Genomic DNA, 17,276 nt, shown 5'->3' on the forward strand with positions numbered 1-17,276 from the left:
GGATGTGTAAAAGTTGATACAGCAATTTATCGAACTTGGGCAAGGTTATGGAGATATTTATGAACTTTGTGAATTAACTAAAACGAACGAAAAAAGATTTCATCACGCATTCATCTTCATTTCAAATAACGGATCATCACAAGTTGCTTCCATTGCCGTGGCTTTAAAGCCGGTTGGGGAAAGCAAATTTATGCCAATATATGTTTGCCGGGAAGGAATCCCATATAATCCCGAAAAGCCTTCCAAACGCCTTCAAATTTTCGAAGAGGCATTGGGTGAACTTGGAAAAAAAGCGATACCAATGGAAATAAAACATTCTTCCTTCTTCTCGGAGCCTGTTTTGTTCTATCAACATTTAATCGGGATTTTGCGAATGAATCACTTTATCCCTCCAAAACAATAGCATTTGAACTTTGCTAATCATCCCAAGCGGGAAAATTCAACTGACTTATATTATAATCCAACCTTATAATCATATTCTTTTGCCTTATCGGGTTTTGCGTTTTCAAACTCGGTTTTCAAAAACGGCCGGAACGATTCTACAACGTCTTTCACGAAAGGAAGGCGTTGTATTTTATTGATTGTACTGTCAATTTCTGAACGATTACAATAAATGACGACATATTTTAACTTTCGAGAAATATAATGAACATGTCCATATTTTCTCAAACTTTTGGCATGCTTCAGTTGATGAATATAAATGATTAAACCTTGTCGCTCTTGCATTTCACTTCCCTCTTTTCTTACATAAAAGAATACCATAAGGTTAATTTTGATAGCAACAGAGTTTAACTTCATTCGCTAAAAGTCTTTACTGTGTAATGGAAAACACAAAAGGTGAGATCGCACAACCGAATGAATCAAGCCTTTAGTAAAAGGCATATGATTATTGTATGTTTTATTGGGTTGAATCGAAAACTCAAATTATTAGGGGTGCAATGAAAGTTTGAAATCACCCTCAATTCAATGCTTATTTGTATGACACCAAAGAGGAAATATCCGTTATAATCATTTTAGAGTTTACAAATGATTTACCTAAATTTAGATGGTTGGCAACAACAATCATATTGCGATTATGATGTTGCATGCTGAAGGAGGATTTTAATGGGGAAAAAAACGAAAGCAGCGATTGCCATCGCAGCGGCCAGCGCAGCAGCTTGGGCTGGCAGCAAAGCAATCTCGAGACCTCAAAAGAGAGAAGATAAAGAAGTATTAACATATAGCCGGCCAATTGTACTTGCGCACCGTGGAGGTTCCCTCCTGGCACCCGAACATACGATGTTGGCCTTTGAAAAAGCGCTCGCACTGGGTGTGGATGGTTTTGAACTGGATATACGTCTTACAAAAGACGAAGAAATTGTCGTTTTCCATGACGAAACGATCGACCGTACGTGCGAGGGAACGGGTTTTATTAAAGACTATACGCTGGAAGAATTAAAACAGTTTAATTTTGGCTATCATTTTGTCGATTTGGACGGCAATAGCCCTTATAAAGATCAAAAAGTTGAAATTGTTGCATTGCGCGAGCTTTTCGAAATCTTCCCGAATACGTATATCAACATTGATATCAAAGATCATCCCGAATCGTATGAAGGTAGCCTGATGCCCTCGAAATTATGGAGGCTAATCGAGGAATTCAAAGCAGAAAACCAGGTAGTGGTAACTAGTTTTTATAGCGAACAAGTAGATCGATTTAATTTATATGCCCAAAATCAAGTGGCTCTGGGTGCGGGCGAAAATGATGTAAGAAAAGCCTTTACCGCTTTTACCAGCCAATTTGGCCATCTTTATCATCCGAAAGTGGATGTATTCCAAATTCCGCCTAAACATGGCGTTGCAGCATTGGATTCGCCTAGGTTTATCGCTTTCTTATCCAAACTGAACATTCCTGTTCATTATTGGACAATAGATGATGAAGAAACAATCTGCCGCTTGATCGAAAATGGCGCAAGAGGCATTGTAACGGACCGACCGGATATTGCCGTAAAGGCAATCGAACAGATTCAAAATCGCGCAAAAGAAGATTAAATGCTGGAGCTTCCTCTTTAATTGTTTATGTCAGTTGCGTCCCTTTCGCCGCATAAAAACAGCCGCCCCTTAAAGGGCGGCTATGTTTATGCCGAACAAGAGCAGCTTCCCCCACTTCCGCAACCTGTTCCACAAGAGGAGCTTGTTGCAAAGAATGGATTGCTTACCGGTACCTTGACAGCGTCGGAAACTGATTTTCCGATTAGAAGGCTGATCTCATCCAACAGATCCTGAAAATCGTTCTCCGCTAATTTTAAATTCGCTACACGCTCATCTAAATCCAGACTTCTTTTCTGCTGGCGAATTTTTTTCATAATTATATGATAATCGGGATGGTATTTGCCGAAGCGCTGTACATCCTCATATTGTTCTTTCATGCGATTGAATGCATAAATCTGGTGCACGAGACTTTCATCACCATAGACAGCAGCATATGCATCACGTAATTTTTGAGCTTGTTCTGAAGAGAGGATCATTGCACTCAATTCATCTGCTTCATCTAAAATGAAGGCCCATTCTGATGTCATCATCATCAATATTTTCCTCCAATCTGATATTATCATAGCAGATTTTAAGGAAGATTGTATGATGAATGTTTTATTTTTTTTTGGAAAACCCGATTAACAGCATTGCATATCCATCCATACAGGCTAAAAAGGTGTTCTCCACTTTTGCTATTGTTTCTTCGTGCATTTATCAAGCGCAATTTTTACACTCTCACTATCAGAAAATTTGATTTCGGCAGAACCAATTGTTTGTGTGGTTTCATGCCCCTTCCCTGCAATCAGGATGGTATCCCCTTCCTGGGCATTTTGAATGGCAGTTTCAATGGCCTTTGCTCGGTCCAAAATCATTTCATAGTGTTGCTTTGGAGAAAAACCAGCAGCTATCTGTGCATTAATTTGCTCAGGGTCTTCGCTGCGGGGGTTATCCGATGTTAAGTAAATCATATCTGCATATTTAGATGCGACTGCCCCCATTTTCAATCTTTTATGTTTATCGCGGTCTCCGCCGCAACTAAACACAACGATCAAGTTTCGTTTAACTGTCTTATTTAACGTTTGCAATACTGCTCGTAATGCCGCTTCGGTATGGGCATAGTCAATATAGATATCCAGATTCATTTCATTTTCGATTGCTTCCAACCTACCCTTTGGCAATGAAAGCTTTTCGACAGCTTCCGTAATTTCTTCCACCCCAAAACCTAGCTCACTGACCGTGCTTATGGCTGCAATCACATTTTGCAGATGATGTTCCCCTACAAAAGGAATCGAAAATACTTTTTGGCCTTTTTTGCTTTGCAAACAACAAGTAGAGCTCACTAATCCTTCAGCAAGAAGTTGCAATTGATAATCTACGCGATTGCCCAATCCAAAATAGGCTTTTTTCTTTTTCGCTTGAAGGCCGACCGTCCGGCAAAATGAATCGTCGCCATTCAAAACAAGTTGTTCCGATAGACTTGAAAGAAGTTGCTTAGCCGCTTTATATTTCTCATAAGAACCATGATCTTCAATATGATCTTCTGCAAGGTTTAAAAATACCCCAATATTAATGGAACAATCATCCAGGCGATGCTTGCTCAGTCCCATTGAAGACGCTTCCAGTACTACATACTCCACTCCTTTTCTCAAAGCCACTTTTAGAATTTTGTGCAAATGTTTTGGCTGCAAAGTTGTAAGGTGTTCATAATCTAGATGAACTTCAACCCCATTGATATAGATTCCATTTGTTCCAATGACGATTACGTTTTTATGTAGTGCGTATAATAGCTGTCCGATAAAGTGGCTAACCGTAGTTTTTCCATTTGTCCCCGTGATGGCAATGACTTGCATCGCTTCTGCCGGGTAGCGGTTAATTTTCGCTGCGCTGTATGACATGAATTTCAACACATTTGGAACCCAGATTACCGGTACAGATAGTTTCAGCGAATCCAATTGTTTTTCATCTTCAATGACGACTCCAACTGCACCATTCTCAAGTGCTATATTGATATATTTTAAGCCGTCCGAGTTCCGTCCTTTACGTACAACAAATAAGTCCCCTTCTTTTACACCCTGTGCATAATCCTCGATGCCTTTAACTTCTACTCGAATAGAACCGCCTTTTACCGAACACGGCCATTCTTTTAAAAGTTCCGCTAATTGCAAGTTGTCACTCCTTTTCCCTATTTTATGACTCGGTATCAAGTCGTGACACACGAAAGTGCTTAGGCGAATAGATGACTTTCTCAAACTTTTGAAAACATTAGTAATTTGGGTTCAATGAAGATTAAAAAAACCCTTTTGTCAATTTACTCGACTAAAAGGGTTTCTAATACTTTATTGTTTGATTTGTGGCATCTCTTTTTCGATAAATACTTGGGTATAATAATTTATAAATGTTCCTGATCCGATATGGGTAAATCCCCCATTTAGCATAATCTCCCGGTGAACGCTTGAATTCAACCATCCATGTACAGCTTCGATGGAATCAATATAAGAGGTCGCAATGATTTCTTCCGCCCTTTCATACTGAATTCCCTCGTTTTTTAATCGTTCTTTCAACGAGCCCTCTGTAGGAGATTCATGAGAAAGATAATTTTGGCTATACATATCCTCACTATGCTGCATCGCAACAGTTGATAATCGCTCCTCATCAACCAATGGGAGCAACCCATGATTTAATCGAAACATATTAAGCAGATCGGTTAATTGTTTTGCACTTGCCTTGCTGCTCTCCTCCAGTAAGTACGATGTGGGATTAGGTGCAGAGAATAACTCGCCTGCAAAAGTCATTTCATACGGACGATGCATGACCAAGCTTTTGTTATCCATAAAACGGATTCCGCTTAACATGCCAGTTTCACTATCAATATATAATTGCGCGAACACTTGATCAAATTTCGTTAAAATTCTTGTATTCATATCTTCCTCACTCATCGTGAATGTATAAATATTTTCATCAATTGCCGCATTTACTTCTGGATCAATAATAGTCATTCGATAAATCTCATCCAAAGTTTGGCCTATTCTATAAGGCGTAACATCAGGATTGGGTGCATTGGTATAAACTTGGGTAATGGTTCCATTATCTACTGCAAACATTGCAAATTCAGGTGAACCTTGATTATAAATCCACCATTCATAACCATAAGAGGACTGATCATAACGACTGGGTTCACCGTATTTTTTTAGCAACTCTTCACTGCTTTTGCCTATAAAGGTCGATAATCCTTGTTCTGGACGCGGAAGCCCTTCTTGCGAAATTTGTAAATCCTTTTCCATATTTGGTATAATTTGAGATGAATAGTTTGGCCCTTCTAAAGGTTCCTCATTGTTTGTGCTAGAAGTATAGAAAAATAGCAATGCAAGGAATGAAAGGATGATTAAGATTCGAAAAAGAGTTTTCATAAATTTTTTATCCTTTTTAGTTAATTAATGGTACTCTATCAATTTATTAGTTGACACAATGTTGCCATTGCAACGAAAGAATTTTTGCTCTATTATAAAAAATGAGCGTATACTTATTGTACGATTTTGCTAAAGGAGGATTAATAATCATGTATTTCGAAAACAAAACACTTGAAAATATAACTGCCGAACAAGACTTGCTTGTAAGCGTTATGGAGAAAAACGGCCTTGTTTGCGATGGTGGTTGGGACTATGACCGCATGACTTTCGACAAACGCTTTGATTTAAAAGAAGGTCGCTATTATTTGCGTGTTTTCTGCAGCGCCCTTTCAGGGGATGTTGGAAACAACACGGCAGTCCTTAAAATCTTGAAGCCTGCTCTAGGCAAGTATTACTACCCACATGGTGTAGAATATGTAGATGAAGTATTCCCTAAACATTTAGTGAATGAATGCGAACAAATTCTGGCAAATGTAAAAAGAGAATTTTTATCATACGGGCTTGAAGTGCCAGTAAGCAAACTTGATAGCACTTTGGATAATCCCGTTTCAACGGAAGAGCGCGTACCAACAAGATAACGCCGCTGTTCACTGACAGAACTTCGAAAAATCTATCTGATTTTTCTAAAACAGCCTATAAGCTTTTGCTTATAGGCTGTTTTAAATTATATGCGCCTTTATCGAATAAGGCTAGAACCCAAAAATTGCTTTAAGCAGTGAGGTTGTTTGTCCACCTTCATAAATAACATACAGTAATAAATAAACCGCTACTCCTGTTATGGCAACAAAAAACCAGATTATACTAGTTATCGGTCCTATTTTTCGATGAATGCTAAGTTTTGTTTTCAATCCCGTTACAATACTGACAATTCCAAAGACAGCTCCCACAGTTGCCAGTGTAATATGGAAAACCAGAAAGAAAGTATAATACACTTTCAATTCATCTGGACCGCCAAAGGAAGTATTTCCGATAAATATTGTTCGAGAAGCATAGATAATGAAGAAAATTAACGCGGCTACACCTGCAGCAAGCATCACTTTCTTGTGTGCTTCAATTTTTCTTTTATAAATTAGACCCCAACCAATTGCGACCAGTACGGCACTAATCACAATAAATGCAGTACTGATTGTTGGTAGAACCGGTACACCCATTTTTTCATCCTCCTATCACCAACCAATCCACAAAATGCAAATAAGTTGAGACGTTGTATTAAACTACTTTTTCTATTTCGGTGTAGGGTTGGACCCACGACTGAACGAAGTTAAAATTGCTGGCTCTGTTTCTTTGCTTGAAATTCTCTTAATGACTTTTCCGTAATAAAATGGTCATCTTTCTTCTCCTGTCTCCACCATTGTCGGAACACTTTAAATAAAACAATCCCAAAAATAATTTCTTGAATGATTTTCATTAAAACTCCGCCTAATTGTTGGTCTTCAAGCGGTTTCATATTATTGAACAATTCCGGTCCGGAAAGAGATAATCCGGATAATGTCGCTGCCGGAACACAAAGTTCCATCGCTTTTAACCAAGCCTCTCCATCTGTATAAGTTGCATACATTGGATTCGGATTAAAAATGATCAATGCACATGCAGGAGTAATAAGTACCGCATTCGCAATAACATAAGCAATTTTATAAAAATGCTTCATTTGCTTTTGTCCTGGAATGTTGCTTACCAACGGCCAATTCATAAAGAATGCAGATAAGAACAGGAAGAAAGTAAATATTCCATGGAACGTTTCATCTAATTTGATGGCATCAAAAACCCCAGGCATATGATAGAGCGAAAACATCAGCGCAAAGACAAATGAAGATACAACCGGCTGCGTAAATATTTTAAAAATACTGCGGACAACTGGTGCCTCGATCATCACTTTCCAAACCCACCAAGGGATTCCCTTAATAAGAAACAGCGGAACTAATAATAGAAGAAATGCCATTTGAACCATATGATATGTAAACATGATATGAGACATTAAATCAATTGGAGAACCTTTTATGATATAAAACAAAATCATTGCTAAAAGAAAATAGGTTGCCTCACTTTTCTTTAAGGGCTCACTAACCTTAAAGTCCTTTCTCCAGACAACTGTTACTAAAAAATAGACTACTATTAGAAATACAATAACTCCTATTAAATAAGGACTCCACAGCGCTTGAAAACCAAATATACTTAATGGCATGATTTGTGCTCCTTTAATTTTCAATAGATTCATTATAGAATGCTTACCTCTTAACATCAATGAACGAACTATGACAATTTTCAGCAATTTTCCAACTGCTATCCTTGCATATTTGTTGAGGAAATTCATATTCTCGCTTCTCGGACTCCGGTCACTTATAATATATACTTCACAAATATGCTAAAAAAACATCAACTAAGCCAAAGCATAGTTGATGTTTTTTTGAATTGTTTCTTACCACCAGATAATCGTTACGAATGTAAGGAAGACTGGGAATATTATTAATACGCCACTCCATACAAATGTGGCAATTACACCCATATGGCTTGCTTTCTTATCATCCATATGCATGAAAGAATACAATTGTAATACAACTTGAATACCAGCTAAGAGCAAAATTACTGGTTTAATAAAGTAAGGTGAAAAATCTGCGACTACAACAGCAAAAGCAACAAATGTCAAGAAAATCATTATTGCAAAATTAATTACTTGCTTGCGCATGTGCATTGCGTTGTGGTGACGATCGTATTCAAACTGTTTTTTAGATTTGGCTTGAACATGTGTATCGTGTCCCATATTATCCTAACACCCCCATCAAGTATACTACAGTAAAGATGAATACCCAAACAACGTCGATGAAATGCCAGAAAATAGAAGCAGCATAATATTTCGGCGCATTGTATAAGTTAAGTCCACGTTTTGCATTACGAACGATTAAGCAGACAATCCATACCAGACCAATAACAACGTGCAATCCGTGCGTTCCTACCAATGTAAAGAATGCCGACGAGAATGCTGACTGTGTATAACCAAATCCAATATGAACATAATGATAGAATTCATAAATTTCAAGGGCAAGGAATCCGAGACCCAATAATACAGTAATACTCATCCAGATTTGAACGCCTTTGAAATTATGATTTTTCAAATGGTACATAGCATAAACCGATGTTAATGAAGAAGTTAACAATAACATCGTCATAACAAATGCCAATGGCAATTCAAAAAGTTCCGCCGCTGAAAATTCCATGCCAGCAGGTCCTTTGTCTTTTAAAGAAAGGTAAGTAGCAAATACACTGGCAAACAGCGTAATATCACTACAGATGAAAATCCAAATGCCTACGAATTTGTTTCTTCCTTCCATAGTGGCTTGTTCGGCTTTATCGGGCCACGTTTGCGGGGTGAATTTCGTATGCTCCATTATTTGTTACCCCCTTTTCCATAAAGATGTTCTTCAGTTGCAATAACTTCCTCAACATGAACATGGTAACCAAGGTCATCTTTCACGGAACGTAAAATCATTGAAGCAACAGTAATACCAAGACCTATTATAATAACCGGAATTGACCATGCTACTCCGTCTGGATGATAAAGTGCACCGAATGCAGCGATAAATGTCCCGATTGACATGACTAAAGGCAAGATGGAGTTATTTGGCATATGGATATCACCAAGCGGCTCTGCATAAATCATACCTTCTTTATTGCCATCATGTTTTTCAAGCCAATAAGGGTCGAATCCACGAATAAGCGGCGTTTGTTTAAAGTTGTAGAACGGTACCGGCGTTTTGATGGCCCATTCAAGTGAACGTCCGTCTCCCCAGTAATCACGGCAATTTAATGGTTTCGATTTAGCTGTAATAATAATATTGATCACCAATAATACTACCCCGATTGCCATCATGATTGCACCGATTGATGAAATAAAGTTAAATAAATCCCAGCCTTGATCTGCCTGGAAAGTGAATACGCGACGAGGCATACCCATTAAACCTAAGAAATGTTGCAGGAAGAATGTTAAATGGAATCCAATAAAGAAGATCCAGAATGTCAAAACTCCCAATTTTTCGTTTAAAGCACGGTTAAACATGATTGGCCAATAAAAATGCATTGAACCAAAGATTGCGGTAACGATACCACCAACGATTACGTAGTGGAAATGCGCTACGATAAAGTAAGAATCATGTAATTGGTAGTCAAGCGGTGCAGCTGCCTGCATTACGCCTGTTACCCCACCAGCTACGAATGATGGAATGAAACCAAGTGCATATAGCATTGGTACAGTCACTTTAACCGAACCGCCCCAAATTGTCATAATCCAGTTAAATACCTTCATACCCGTCGGAACGGCAATGGCCATTGTTGCAACAGCAAAAATCGCGTTAGCTGTAGCTCCAAGTCCAGTAGTGAACATATGGTGAGCCCAAACCATGAACCCTAAGAAACCGATCAGGATTGTAGCGAATACCATTGAGGAGTATCCGAATAAACGTTTGCGAGCAAATACCGGAATGATTTCAGAGAATAATCCGAAAGCAGGCAACACCAAGATATAAACTTCAGGGTGACCAAAAATCCAGAATAAATGCTCCCAAATAATTGTGTTACCACCCATGGTATGATCGAAGAAGTTTGCTCCGAACATACGGTCAACTAACATGAAGAATAACCCAACTGTTAGCGGAGGGAATGCGAATAAAATTAATGTACTGGAAATTAAAGTAGTCCATGTGAATAATGGCATACGCATAAATGTCATACCTGGTGCACGCATTGTGATAATCGTCACAATGAAGTTAATACCGGAAATTAACGTACCGGCACCTGAAATTTGCAGCCCTAAGACATAAAAATCAATACCATGGCCAGGTGAATATAACGCTAAAGAAGCATAGTTTGTCCAACCTGCATCAGGAGCGCCACCCAAAAAGAATGATAAGTGCAAGAAGATGGCCCCTAAAAAGAACAACCAAAATCCTAAGGAGTTCAGGAATGGAAACGCAACATCCCGCGCTCCGATTTGCAAAGGTACAATTGCATTCATAAAGCCAAACAGCAATGGTGTCGCTGCCAGGAACAGCATCGTTGTACCATGCATTGTTAATAGTTCATTAAAAGTACCGGCTGAAACAAAATCATTGTTGGGAATCATTAACTGGATACGCATTAAAAGCGCTTCAAAACCCGCGATTGCAAAGAACAAAGTTCCGGCAAATAAGTACATGACGCCAAGTTTCTTATGATCGACAGTTGTTAAATAGTCCCATAATGTTGCCCCAAAGCCTTTTTTATTTGAGACTGCGACAGAGCTCACAACTTTTACCTCCTTCAAGGTTACTATCTAGATTGAATTATTGTTCTACAGATAAACTCATAATGTAATCGGCAACCGCGCTGATTTCTTCATCGGAAAGTTCTCCATATTTACCAGTCATCAAGTTCCCTGGTTTAATGCTTTCAGGGTCAGCAACCCATTCTTCCAAGCTTTCTTTTGAATGTTCAAGCACTCCCGCTACACGATTGCGGTCCCCGAACGCCGTCAAGTTTGGTCCCATCGCGCCTGCTGCCCCAACACCGGAAACTGCGTGACACATTAAACAGCTATTTGCAAATGTTTGTTCCCCTAAGTCCGTTGAATCCGCCGATGCAGTTGCACCTTCCGTAGATTGCATTGCCGCAACCCATTGGTCAAATTCAGCACGGTCTACAGCTTTCACTTTAAAGTCCATCAAAGCATGCGAAGGACCGCACAGCTCAGCACATTTACCGTAGAATACGCCATCTTTCAGACCTTCTGACTCTTCATCAAACTCCAAATAGAATTTATTCATGTTTTCAACGTTAGTATCCATTTTACCGCCAACAGCCGGAATCCAGAATGAGTGCTTCACGTCAGCAGCTTTTAAGTTAAAGTAAACTTTTTCGCCTGTAGGAACCACAAGTTCTTGGGCTGTGATAATGCCCTGCTCCGGATATTCAAATTCCCACCAATATAATTTTGCGGTAACATTGACCGTTAGAGCAGTCTTGTTTCCTTCTTCATCCACTTCTTCCATTGCTTTTACATCAGCAAACTTATAAGTACCGATTAAAGTAGGAACCGCCAAAATCAATAGCAATACAATCGGAATTACTGTCCAAATTACTTCCAGTGTATGGCTTCCTTCTACTTGTTTTGGCATGTAGTCATCGCCGAGTTTAGAACGGCGAGCTTTCATAAAAGCATACAAATAAAGAACTGATACTACTATTACTACCAAAGCCATAATCGTGATCGAGAATAATAGTAAATTAAATTGTTCTTTTCCCACTGCTCCTGCTGGTTTAAGTGTAGAAATATACTCCTCACCACATGCAGAAAGAAAAACAGTCATGACCGCTAACAGCGAGAAAAGACGCCACTTTTTAAGCCCTTTCATCATAGCTTAATTAACCCCTCTTTCTTTGTGAATTTCGTGTGCAACTGTAAACATTGGCCTAGTGGTTCTATGTGAATCCCCCCTTGAAGGAAGAAATCCGAAAGAAAATAAACAAGTCTGCGTTAAAAAATAAAAAAGGGTGTGTTTGAAATTTTCTTCTTCAGTCGAACCTTACACCTTAGAATTTGGCATTCTGCTAAACTGTAAAAAACGATGAAATCGTTATACATTTTTACTGGTTTAGTAAAAACTGCCTGGACAAGAAAATCTAATAACCTTGTTATCTTCCAGTCTCATCGTTGATTGTGCAGTATGATTGCCAACTTCTAACCAGCCGCACATGTAGGCTTGATGTGCCTTGTGCTTAAAATTTCACCTACAACTTCTGAAAGAAAACCAGCATGTTCCCTTTGCCTAATCAGCAAAACTAGAAAAAAGAACTTCTTTTTTCAACCTCAACTTTGATAGATCAAAGCTATGATTCTAATCTGCAAAAATAATCTTAAGCCTTATAAGTGCATAAAATATGAAGTCTTTTTTGTAATATAATTGCAGTTTTGGAGAAGGGAAAATGATTATTCCTTTCATTTTTGTAAGCATATTCCGCTAACAACAACTATATCGAAAATTGTCACTAATTTCTAGACATTAAGTGAAATTTCGATGAAGTTTGCACAAACACGCAAGTGTGCTAGCATAATTTTCCTTTGAACATCTCTATAGTAATGCATTTTATGGGAATATATGTGAATGGAAATGCACGAAATTATGAACAATTTGTGAAAACCCTTACTCATCAGGAAACCTTTCCCTGATTGAAGTTGTCTTTTATCTGTTTATTCGATATTATCAAAAATAGACAGGCTTTTTATGCTGATTGCCATATAATCATTGGCTATCAGTATAAGAAAAGACATCGATTTGCCCTACTTTGCTGTAAATCATGTTTTTTCAATAAGCGTATTGATAGGTAAAGAAGGTGGCTCAAAATGCAACATTATCAAAATATCTTACTGAAATGGATCGCCTTGGCTACAACGATTGGCATGTTGCTTATTCTTTTGGGTGGAGCTCTTGTTACAAAAACAGAAAGTGGACTGGGCTGCGGACGAAATTGGCCAGATTGTAATGGTTCCCTTATTCCAAAGGAAATAACAACTGAAGTCTTGATAGAGTTCTCGCATCGGTTTGTAACCGGGGCAGTGTCAATCTTGGTCTTCGCTTTGGTTATTTGGACATGGCGAAAACTTGGGCACATTCGCGAAGTAAAGTTTTTGGGAATAGTTTCAATTTTTTTCTTGTTGGCTCAGGCCTTAATCGGGGCTGCGCAAGTATTATGGGGACAGGGTGACTTTATTTTAGCGCTTCATTTCGGTATCTCGTTAATTTCATTCGCGTCCGTGCTGCTGCTGGCAATGATTGTGTTTGAAGTGGATACTAAATTCGATGCCGATCAAGTATATATCGGGAAAAAACTAAGAACTCATACGATTGGCGTTACATTATATTCCTATATAGTCGTCTATACAGGAGCATTAGTCAGACATACACAGTCCAGCCTAGTTTGCTCGGATTGGCCGTTCTGCAATAACGAAACCCCGTTTGCACTGCCAAGCAATATGTATGAATGGGTCCAAATGGGACACCGTTTTGCAGTACTATTGATTTTCATATGGATTTTATATATTTTGATACATACCATGAAGCATTACAAAAATCAGCGTGTTATTTACTGGGGCTGGATAATTGCATTTCTGATTCTACTCGCTCAAATGATGACCGGCATGTTGATTATATTTACGAAACTTAACTTAATCGTTTCTTTATTGCATTCATTATTTATCTCATGCCTATTCGGTTTATTATGCTATATGATATTGCTCGTTTCCCGCAGCAATTATAACGAAAAGAATCATCGCTGACTTTTATAAACACATAAGAGAGGTTGTCCAGTTTTGGGACAACCTCTCTTATTATTATTATTATATTAAAAAGGGCAGCAAATACTCGCTGCCCTTTCCCCGTTATATGATTTTATTACTCAAATTCTATTAATAGATCGCCAGTTGAAATGGCATCTCCAGCTGAAGCGTACACTTCTTTCACTACGCCGTCTTTTGGAGCTTGTACAGTTGTTTCCATTTTCATTGCCTCGGTGATCAATAAGTGATCGCCGCGCTTTACCGGACTGCCTTTTGAAACGACAACTTTAAGAACAGTACCAGGCATTGTTGCACCAATTTGATTTGGATTGCTTGGATCTGCCTTAACAGATGTATTGCCATCAACTTCAACTGTCATATCCTGGATAACCAATTCACGTGATTGTCCATTCAGTTCAAAGTACATGATACGTGTGCCATCATGTTGCGGCTCTCCGATTTCGATGAGCTTGATAATCAGCGTTTTTCCTTTTTCGATTTCCACTTCGATTTCTTCACCCAATTTTAAACCATACAGGAATGTTGGTGTATCCAAAACCGAAATATCGCCGAATAGGCTGCATGCTGTCATATACTCTTCAAACACTTTAGGATATAGCGCGTATGCCAGAACATCTTGTTTTGTCACAGGACGCGATAGTTTTCCGGATAATGTTTCTTCAAGTTGTGCAAAGTTTACTGGTTCCAACAGCTCTCCTGGACGTACTGTTATGGCTTCTCTGTCTTTTAAAATGACTTTTTGCAATTCTACCGGGAAACCGCCAGGGATTTGACCCAAGTATCCTTGGAATAATTCCACTACAGAATCCGGGAAGTCAATAGACCATCCACGTTCAAAGATATTTTCTTCATTCAGGTCATTTTGCACCATGAACAATGCCATATCACCCACAACTTTTGAAGATGGTGTTACTTTAACAATGTCCCCAAACAGCAAGTTTACGCGTGAATACATTTTCTTTACTTCATCCCAGCGATCGCCCAATCCAACAGCTTTTGCTTGTTGCTGAAGGTTGCTGTACTGGCCGCCTGGCATTTCATGTACATAAATTTCCGAGTGCGGACTATTCATCCCGCTTTCGAAATCACCATAAAATGTACGAACATCTTGCCAGTAGTATGACAATTCTTCAAGAGCATCAATATTTGCACGTACTTCGCGTTGTCCATCTTTCATCGCATAGTACAATGAGTTGGCGCTTGGCTGCGAAGTTAAACCGGACATAGCACCCAATGCCGTATCGATAATGTCTACTCCTGCTTCAATCGCTTTCGCATATGTGTAGATCCCATTGCCGCTCGTATCATGTGTATGAAGGTGGATTGGCAGATTTGTCGTTTCTTTCAGCTCTGAAATTAAACGGTATGCAGCTTCCGGTTTCAGCAAGCCAGCCATATCTTTGATTGCCAAAATATGAGCTCCTGCAGCTTCCAATTCCTTCGCCATATCTTTGTAATATTGAACTGTATATTTTGCGCGGGAATCATCCAAAATGTCCCCCGTATAGCAAATCGCCGCTTCAGCAATTTTTCCTGTTTGGCGTACTTCATCAATAGCGACTTCCATCCCTTTAATCCAGTTTAAACTATCGAATATTCTGAATACGTCGATTCCGGAAGATGCCGATTCCTGAATAAATTCACGGATTAAATTATCTGGGTAGTTCTTGTAACCAACTGCATTTGCTCCGCGGAACAGCATTTGGAAAAGAACATTCGGCATTTGCTTGCGCAATTTTTCCAATCGAGCCCATGGGTCTTCTTTCAAGAAGCGGTAGGCTACATCAAACGTTGCGCCACCCCATAATTCAAATGAGAAGAAATCGTTTAGCATGCGGGCATTATAATCGGCAATTTGGTACATATCTTGGGAGCGAACACGTGTCGCCAACAATGATTGATGGGCATCACGGAAAGTTGTATCAGTCAACAATACATCTTTTTGCTCTTTTACCCATGTAACAAGCCCCTCCGCACCGCGCTCATCAAGGATTTGCTTTGTACCAGGCAAAATTTCTGTTGATTTAAGGTCCAGCTTTGGTTTGTGAGGCTGAACCAAAATTGGTTTTGATCGTTTCTCGACACCAGGGAAGCCATTTAGCGTGACGTTTCCAATATAATTCAATAATTTTGTTCCTCGGTCTTTGCGAATCGGGAAATCAAATAATTCCGGTGTTGTATCAATAAAGCTAGTATCGAACACACCTGTAATAAACTTTTCATGAAGAACGACATTCTCCAGGAATGGAATATTGGTTTTAACGCCTCGAATACGGAACTCTCTTAAATTGCGGTGCATTTTGTTCGCCGCTTCTTTAAATGTCATTCCCCAAGTTGAAATTTTAACCAGCAAAGAATCATAATATGGTGTTACAACTGCACCCTGGAATCCATTCCCTGCATCCAGACGAACTCCGAAACCGCCACTTGAACGGTAAACCATCAGCTTGCCAGTGTCCGGCATAAAGTCGTTTGCCGGATCTTCCGTTGTCACACGGGATTGAATCGCATAGCCAAATAAAGGAATTTCATTTTGTGCCGGAATTCCCACTTCATTGGAATGCAGCTGGTGACCTTCGGCAATTTTAATCTGGGCATGTACAATATCAATACCCGTAATCATTTCTGTAATGGTATGTTCTACCTGAATTCTCGGATTTACCTCAATAAAGTAAAAATTATCGCCAGAAACTAAAAACTCTACGGTACCTGCATTTATGTAGTTAACATTTTGCATTAACTGTACAGCTGCATCACAAATTCGTTGGCGAAGATCATCGGAGATGGAGTTGGATGGAGCAATTTCGACTACCTTTTGATGGCGTCTTTGAATCGAGCAATCACGTTCATACAAATGAACAATATTGCCCGAAGCATCTCCCAGGATCTGAACTTCAATATGCTTTGGTTTAATAATGGCTTTTTCTACGTACACTTCATCTGAACCAAAAGCCGCTTTTGCTTCGGATTTCGCACGTTCATAGCTTGATGCAAGTTCATCTTTTGAATGAACAAGGCGCATCCCGCGACCGCCGCCCCCAAGAGCTGCTTTAATCATGAGAGGATAGCCATGACTCTCCCCGAATTCAATCACTTCCTCAATGCTTGAAACTGGTCCATCACTGCCAGGAATGACTGGGATTTTCGCTGCAATAGCTTGTTCTCTTGCTTTTACTTTGTCCCCAAACATATCCAAATGTTGTGAAGTAGGACCGATAAAGATAATGCCCTCCTGTTCACAGCGCTTAGCAAATTCAAGGTTTTCGGATAGGAAGCCGTAACCAGGGTGAATGGCATCGACTTCTGCATCTTTAGCGATTTCGATGATTCCCTCGATATCCAGGTAAGCATCGATCGGCTTTTTCCCTTCGCCGACAAGGTAGGATTCATCCGCTTTATAACGGTGGTAGGAACCACTATCTTCCCTTGAATAAATTGCCACCGTTTTTAGCTTTAGTTCGTTGCAGGCACGAAAAATACGGATGGCAATTTCCCCTCTGTTTGCAACCAAAATTTTGTTGATTTTCTTCACAAAA

Annotated in this window: 15 protein-coding genes; 4 read left to right on the forward strand and 11 right to left on the reverse strand. The window is 39.3% G+C overall.

Annotation, left to right across the window (positions count from 1 at the left end):
* The first annotated feature begins 13 nt into the window (after nucleotides 1-13).
* Complete coding sequence (locus tag D1B33_RS02585) at nucleotides 14-403, forward strand: DUF7147 family protein (RefSeq protein ID WP_118874765.1); 390 nt, start codon at nucleotides 14-16, stop codon at nucleotides 401-403.
* A 50-nt stretch (nucleotides 404-453) separates the two neighbouring features.
* On the opposite strand, the gene D1B33_RS02590 is transcribed toward D1B33_RS02585, so the two are convergent.
* Entirely contained in the window at nucleotides 454-726 is a 273-nt protein-coding gene (locus D1B33_RS02590; RefSeq protein ID WP_118874766.1) for a YlbG family protein, read from the reverse strand.
* A 378-nt stretch (nucleotides 727-1,104) separates the two neighbouring features.
* Between D1B33_RS02590 and D1B33_RS02595 the strand changes: the two genes are divergently transcribed.
* Nucleotides 1,105-2,028: a glycerophosphodiester phosphodiesterase family protein gene (locus D1B33_RS02595; protein ID WP_118874767.1), complete on the forward strand. Its 924-nt coding sequence runs from the start codon at nucleotides 1,105-1,107 to the stop codon at nucleotides 2,026-2,028.
* An 86-nt stretch (nucleotides 2,029-2,114) separates the two neighbouring features.
* On the opposite strand, the gene D1B33_RS02600 is transcribed toward D1B33_RS02595, so the two are convergent.
* The 3 genes from D1B33_RS02600 to D1B33_RS02610 all read right to left on the reverse strand — a co-directional run bounded on the left by D1B33_RS02600 (nucleotide 2,115) and on the right by D1B33_RS02610 (nucleotide 5,417).
* Nucleotides 2,115-2,561, reverse strand: coding sequence for a YlbF/YmcA family competence regulator (locus D1B33_RS02600; protein ID WP_118874768.1), 447 nt, complete (start codon nucleotides 2,559-2,561; stop codon nucleotides 2,115-2,117).
* A gap of 141 nt (nucleotides 2,562-2,702) precedes the next feature.
* Nucleotides 2,703-4,175, reverse strand: a complete 1,473-nt coding sequence (locus tag D1B33_RS02605; RefSeq protein WP_118874769.1) for a UDP-N-acetylmuramoyl-L-alanyl-D-glutamate--2,6-diaminopimelate ligase — start codon at nucleotides 4,173-4,175, stop codon at nucleotides 2,703-2,705.
* A 171-nt stretch (nucleotides 4,176-4,346) separates the two neighbouring features.
* On the reverse strand, nucleotides 4,347-5,417 hold the full coding sequence (locus D1B33_RS02610; protein ID WP_118874770.1) for a CAP domain-containing protein: 1,071 nt from the start codon (nucleotides 5,415-5,417) through the stop codon (nucleotides 4,347-4,349).
* 149 nt (nucleotides 5,418-5,566) lie between these two features.
* On the opposite strand from D1B33_RS02610, the gene D1B33_RS02615 reads away from it, so the two are divergent.
* Nucleotides 5,567-5,995 (forward strand): YugN family protein, encoded by a 429-nt coding sequence (locus D1B33_RS02615; RefSeq protein ID WP_118874771.1) that lies wholly within the window; start codon nucleotides 5,567-5,569, stop codon nucleotides 5,993-5,995.
* Between the two features lie 111 nt (nucleotides 5,996-6,106).
* On the opposite strand, the gene D1B33_RS02620 is transcribed toward D1B33_RS02615, so the two are convergent.
* The 6 genes from D1B33_RS02620 to coxB form a co-directional block, all read right to left on the reverse strand.
* Entirely contained in the window at nucleotides 6,107-6,568 is a 462-nt protein-coding gene (locus tag D1B33_RS02620) for a DUF420 domain-containing protein (RefSeq protein WP_118874772.1), read from the reverse strand.
* 110 nt (nucleotides 6,569-6,678) lie between these two features.
* Nucleotides 6,679-7,599 (reverse strand): cytochrome c oxidase assembly factor CtaG, encoded by a 921-nt coding sequence (ctaG, locus tag D1B33_RS02625; protein WP_118875201.1) that lies wholly within the window; start codon nucleotides 7,597-7,599, stop codon nucleotides 6,679-6,681.
* A gap of 234 nt (nucleotides 7,600-7,833) precedes the next feature.
* Entirely contained in the window at nucleotides 7,834-8,175 is a 342-nt protein-coding gene (locus D1B33_RS02630) for a cytochrome C oxidase subunit IV family protein (RefSeq protein ID WP_118874773.1), read from the reverse strand.
* A gap of 1 nt (nucleotide 8,176) precedes the next feature.
* Nucleotides 8,177-8,800, reverse strand: coding sequence for a cytochrome (ubi)quinol oxidase subunit III (locus D1B33_RS02635; RefSeq protein ID WP_118874774.1), 624 nt, complete (start codon nucleotides 8,798-8,800; stop codon nucleotides 8,177-8,179).
* A complete protein-coding gene (locus tag D1B33_RS02640; RefSeq protein ID WP_118874775.1) occupies nucleotides 8,800-10,692 on the reverse strand; it encodes a cytochrome c oxidase subunit I in 1,893 nt (630 codons plus the stop codon). The genes D1B33_RS02635 and D1B33_RS02640 overlap by 1 nt, the downstream gene beginning before the upstream one ends.
* A gap of 37 nt (nucleotides 10,693-10,729) precedes the next feature.
* Entirely contained in the window at nucleotides 10,730-11,800 is a 1,071-nt protein-coding gene (gene coxB / locus D1B33_RS02645) for a cytochrome c oxidase subunit II (RefSeq protein WP_118874776.1), read from the reverse strand.
* A 986-nt stretch (nucleotides 11,801-12,786) separates the two neighbouring features.
* On the opposite strand from coxB, the gene D1B33_RS02650 reads away from it, so the two are divergent.
* Nucleotides 12,787-13,719 (forward strand): COX15/CtaA family protein, encoded by a 933-nt coding sequence (locus tag D1B33_RS02650; RefSeq protein WP_118874777.1) that lies wholly within the window; start codon nucleotides 12,787-12,789, stop codon nucleotides 13,717-13,719.
* Between the two features lie 115 nt (nucleotides 13,720-13,834).
* Here D1B33_RS02650 and pyc read toward each other — a convergent pair whose 3' ends face one another.
* Nucleotides 13,835-17,272 (reverse strand): pyruvate carboxylase, encoded by a 3,438-nt coding sequence (gene pyc, locus D1B33_RS02655; protein ID WP_118874778.1) that lies wholly within the window; start codon nucleotides 17,270-17,272, stop codon nucleotides 13,835-13,837.
* Nucleotides 17,273-17,276: the final 4 nt, after the last annotated feature.

This window comes from Ureibacillus yapensis (genome assembly GCF_003515775.1).
Classification (GTDB): Bacteria; Bacillota; Bacilli; order Bacillales_A; family Planococcaceae; genus Ureibacillus; species Ureibacillus yapensis.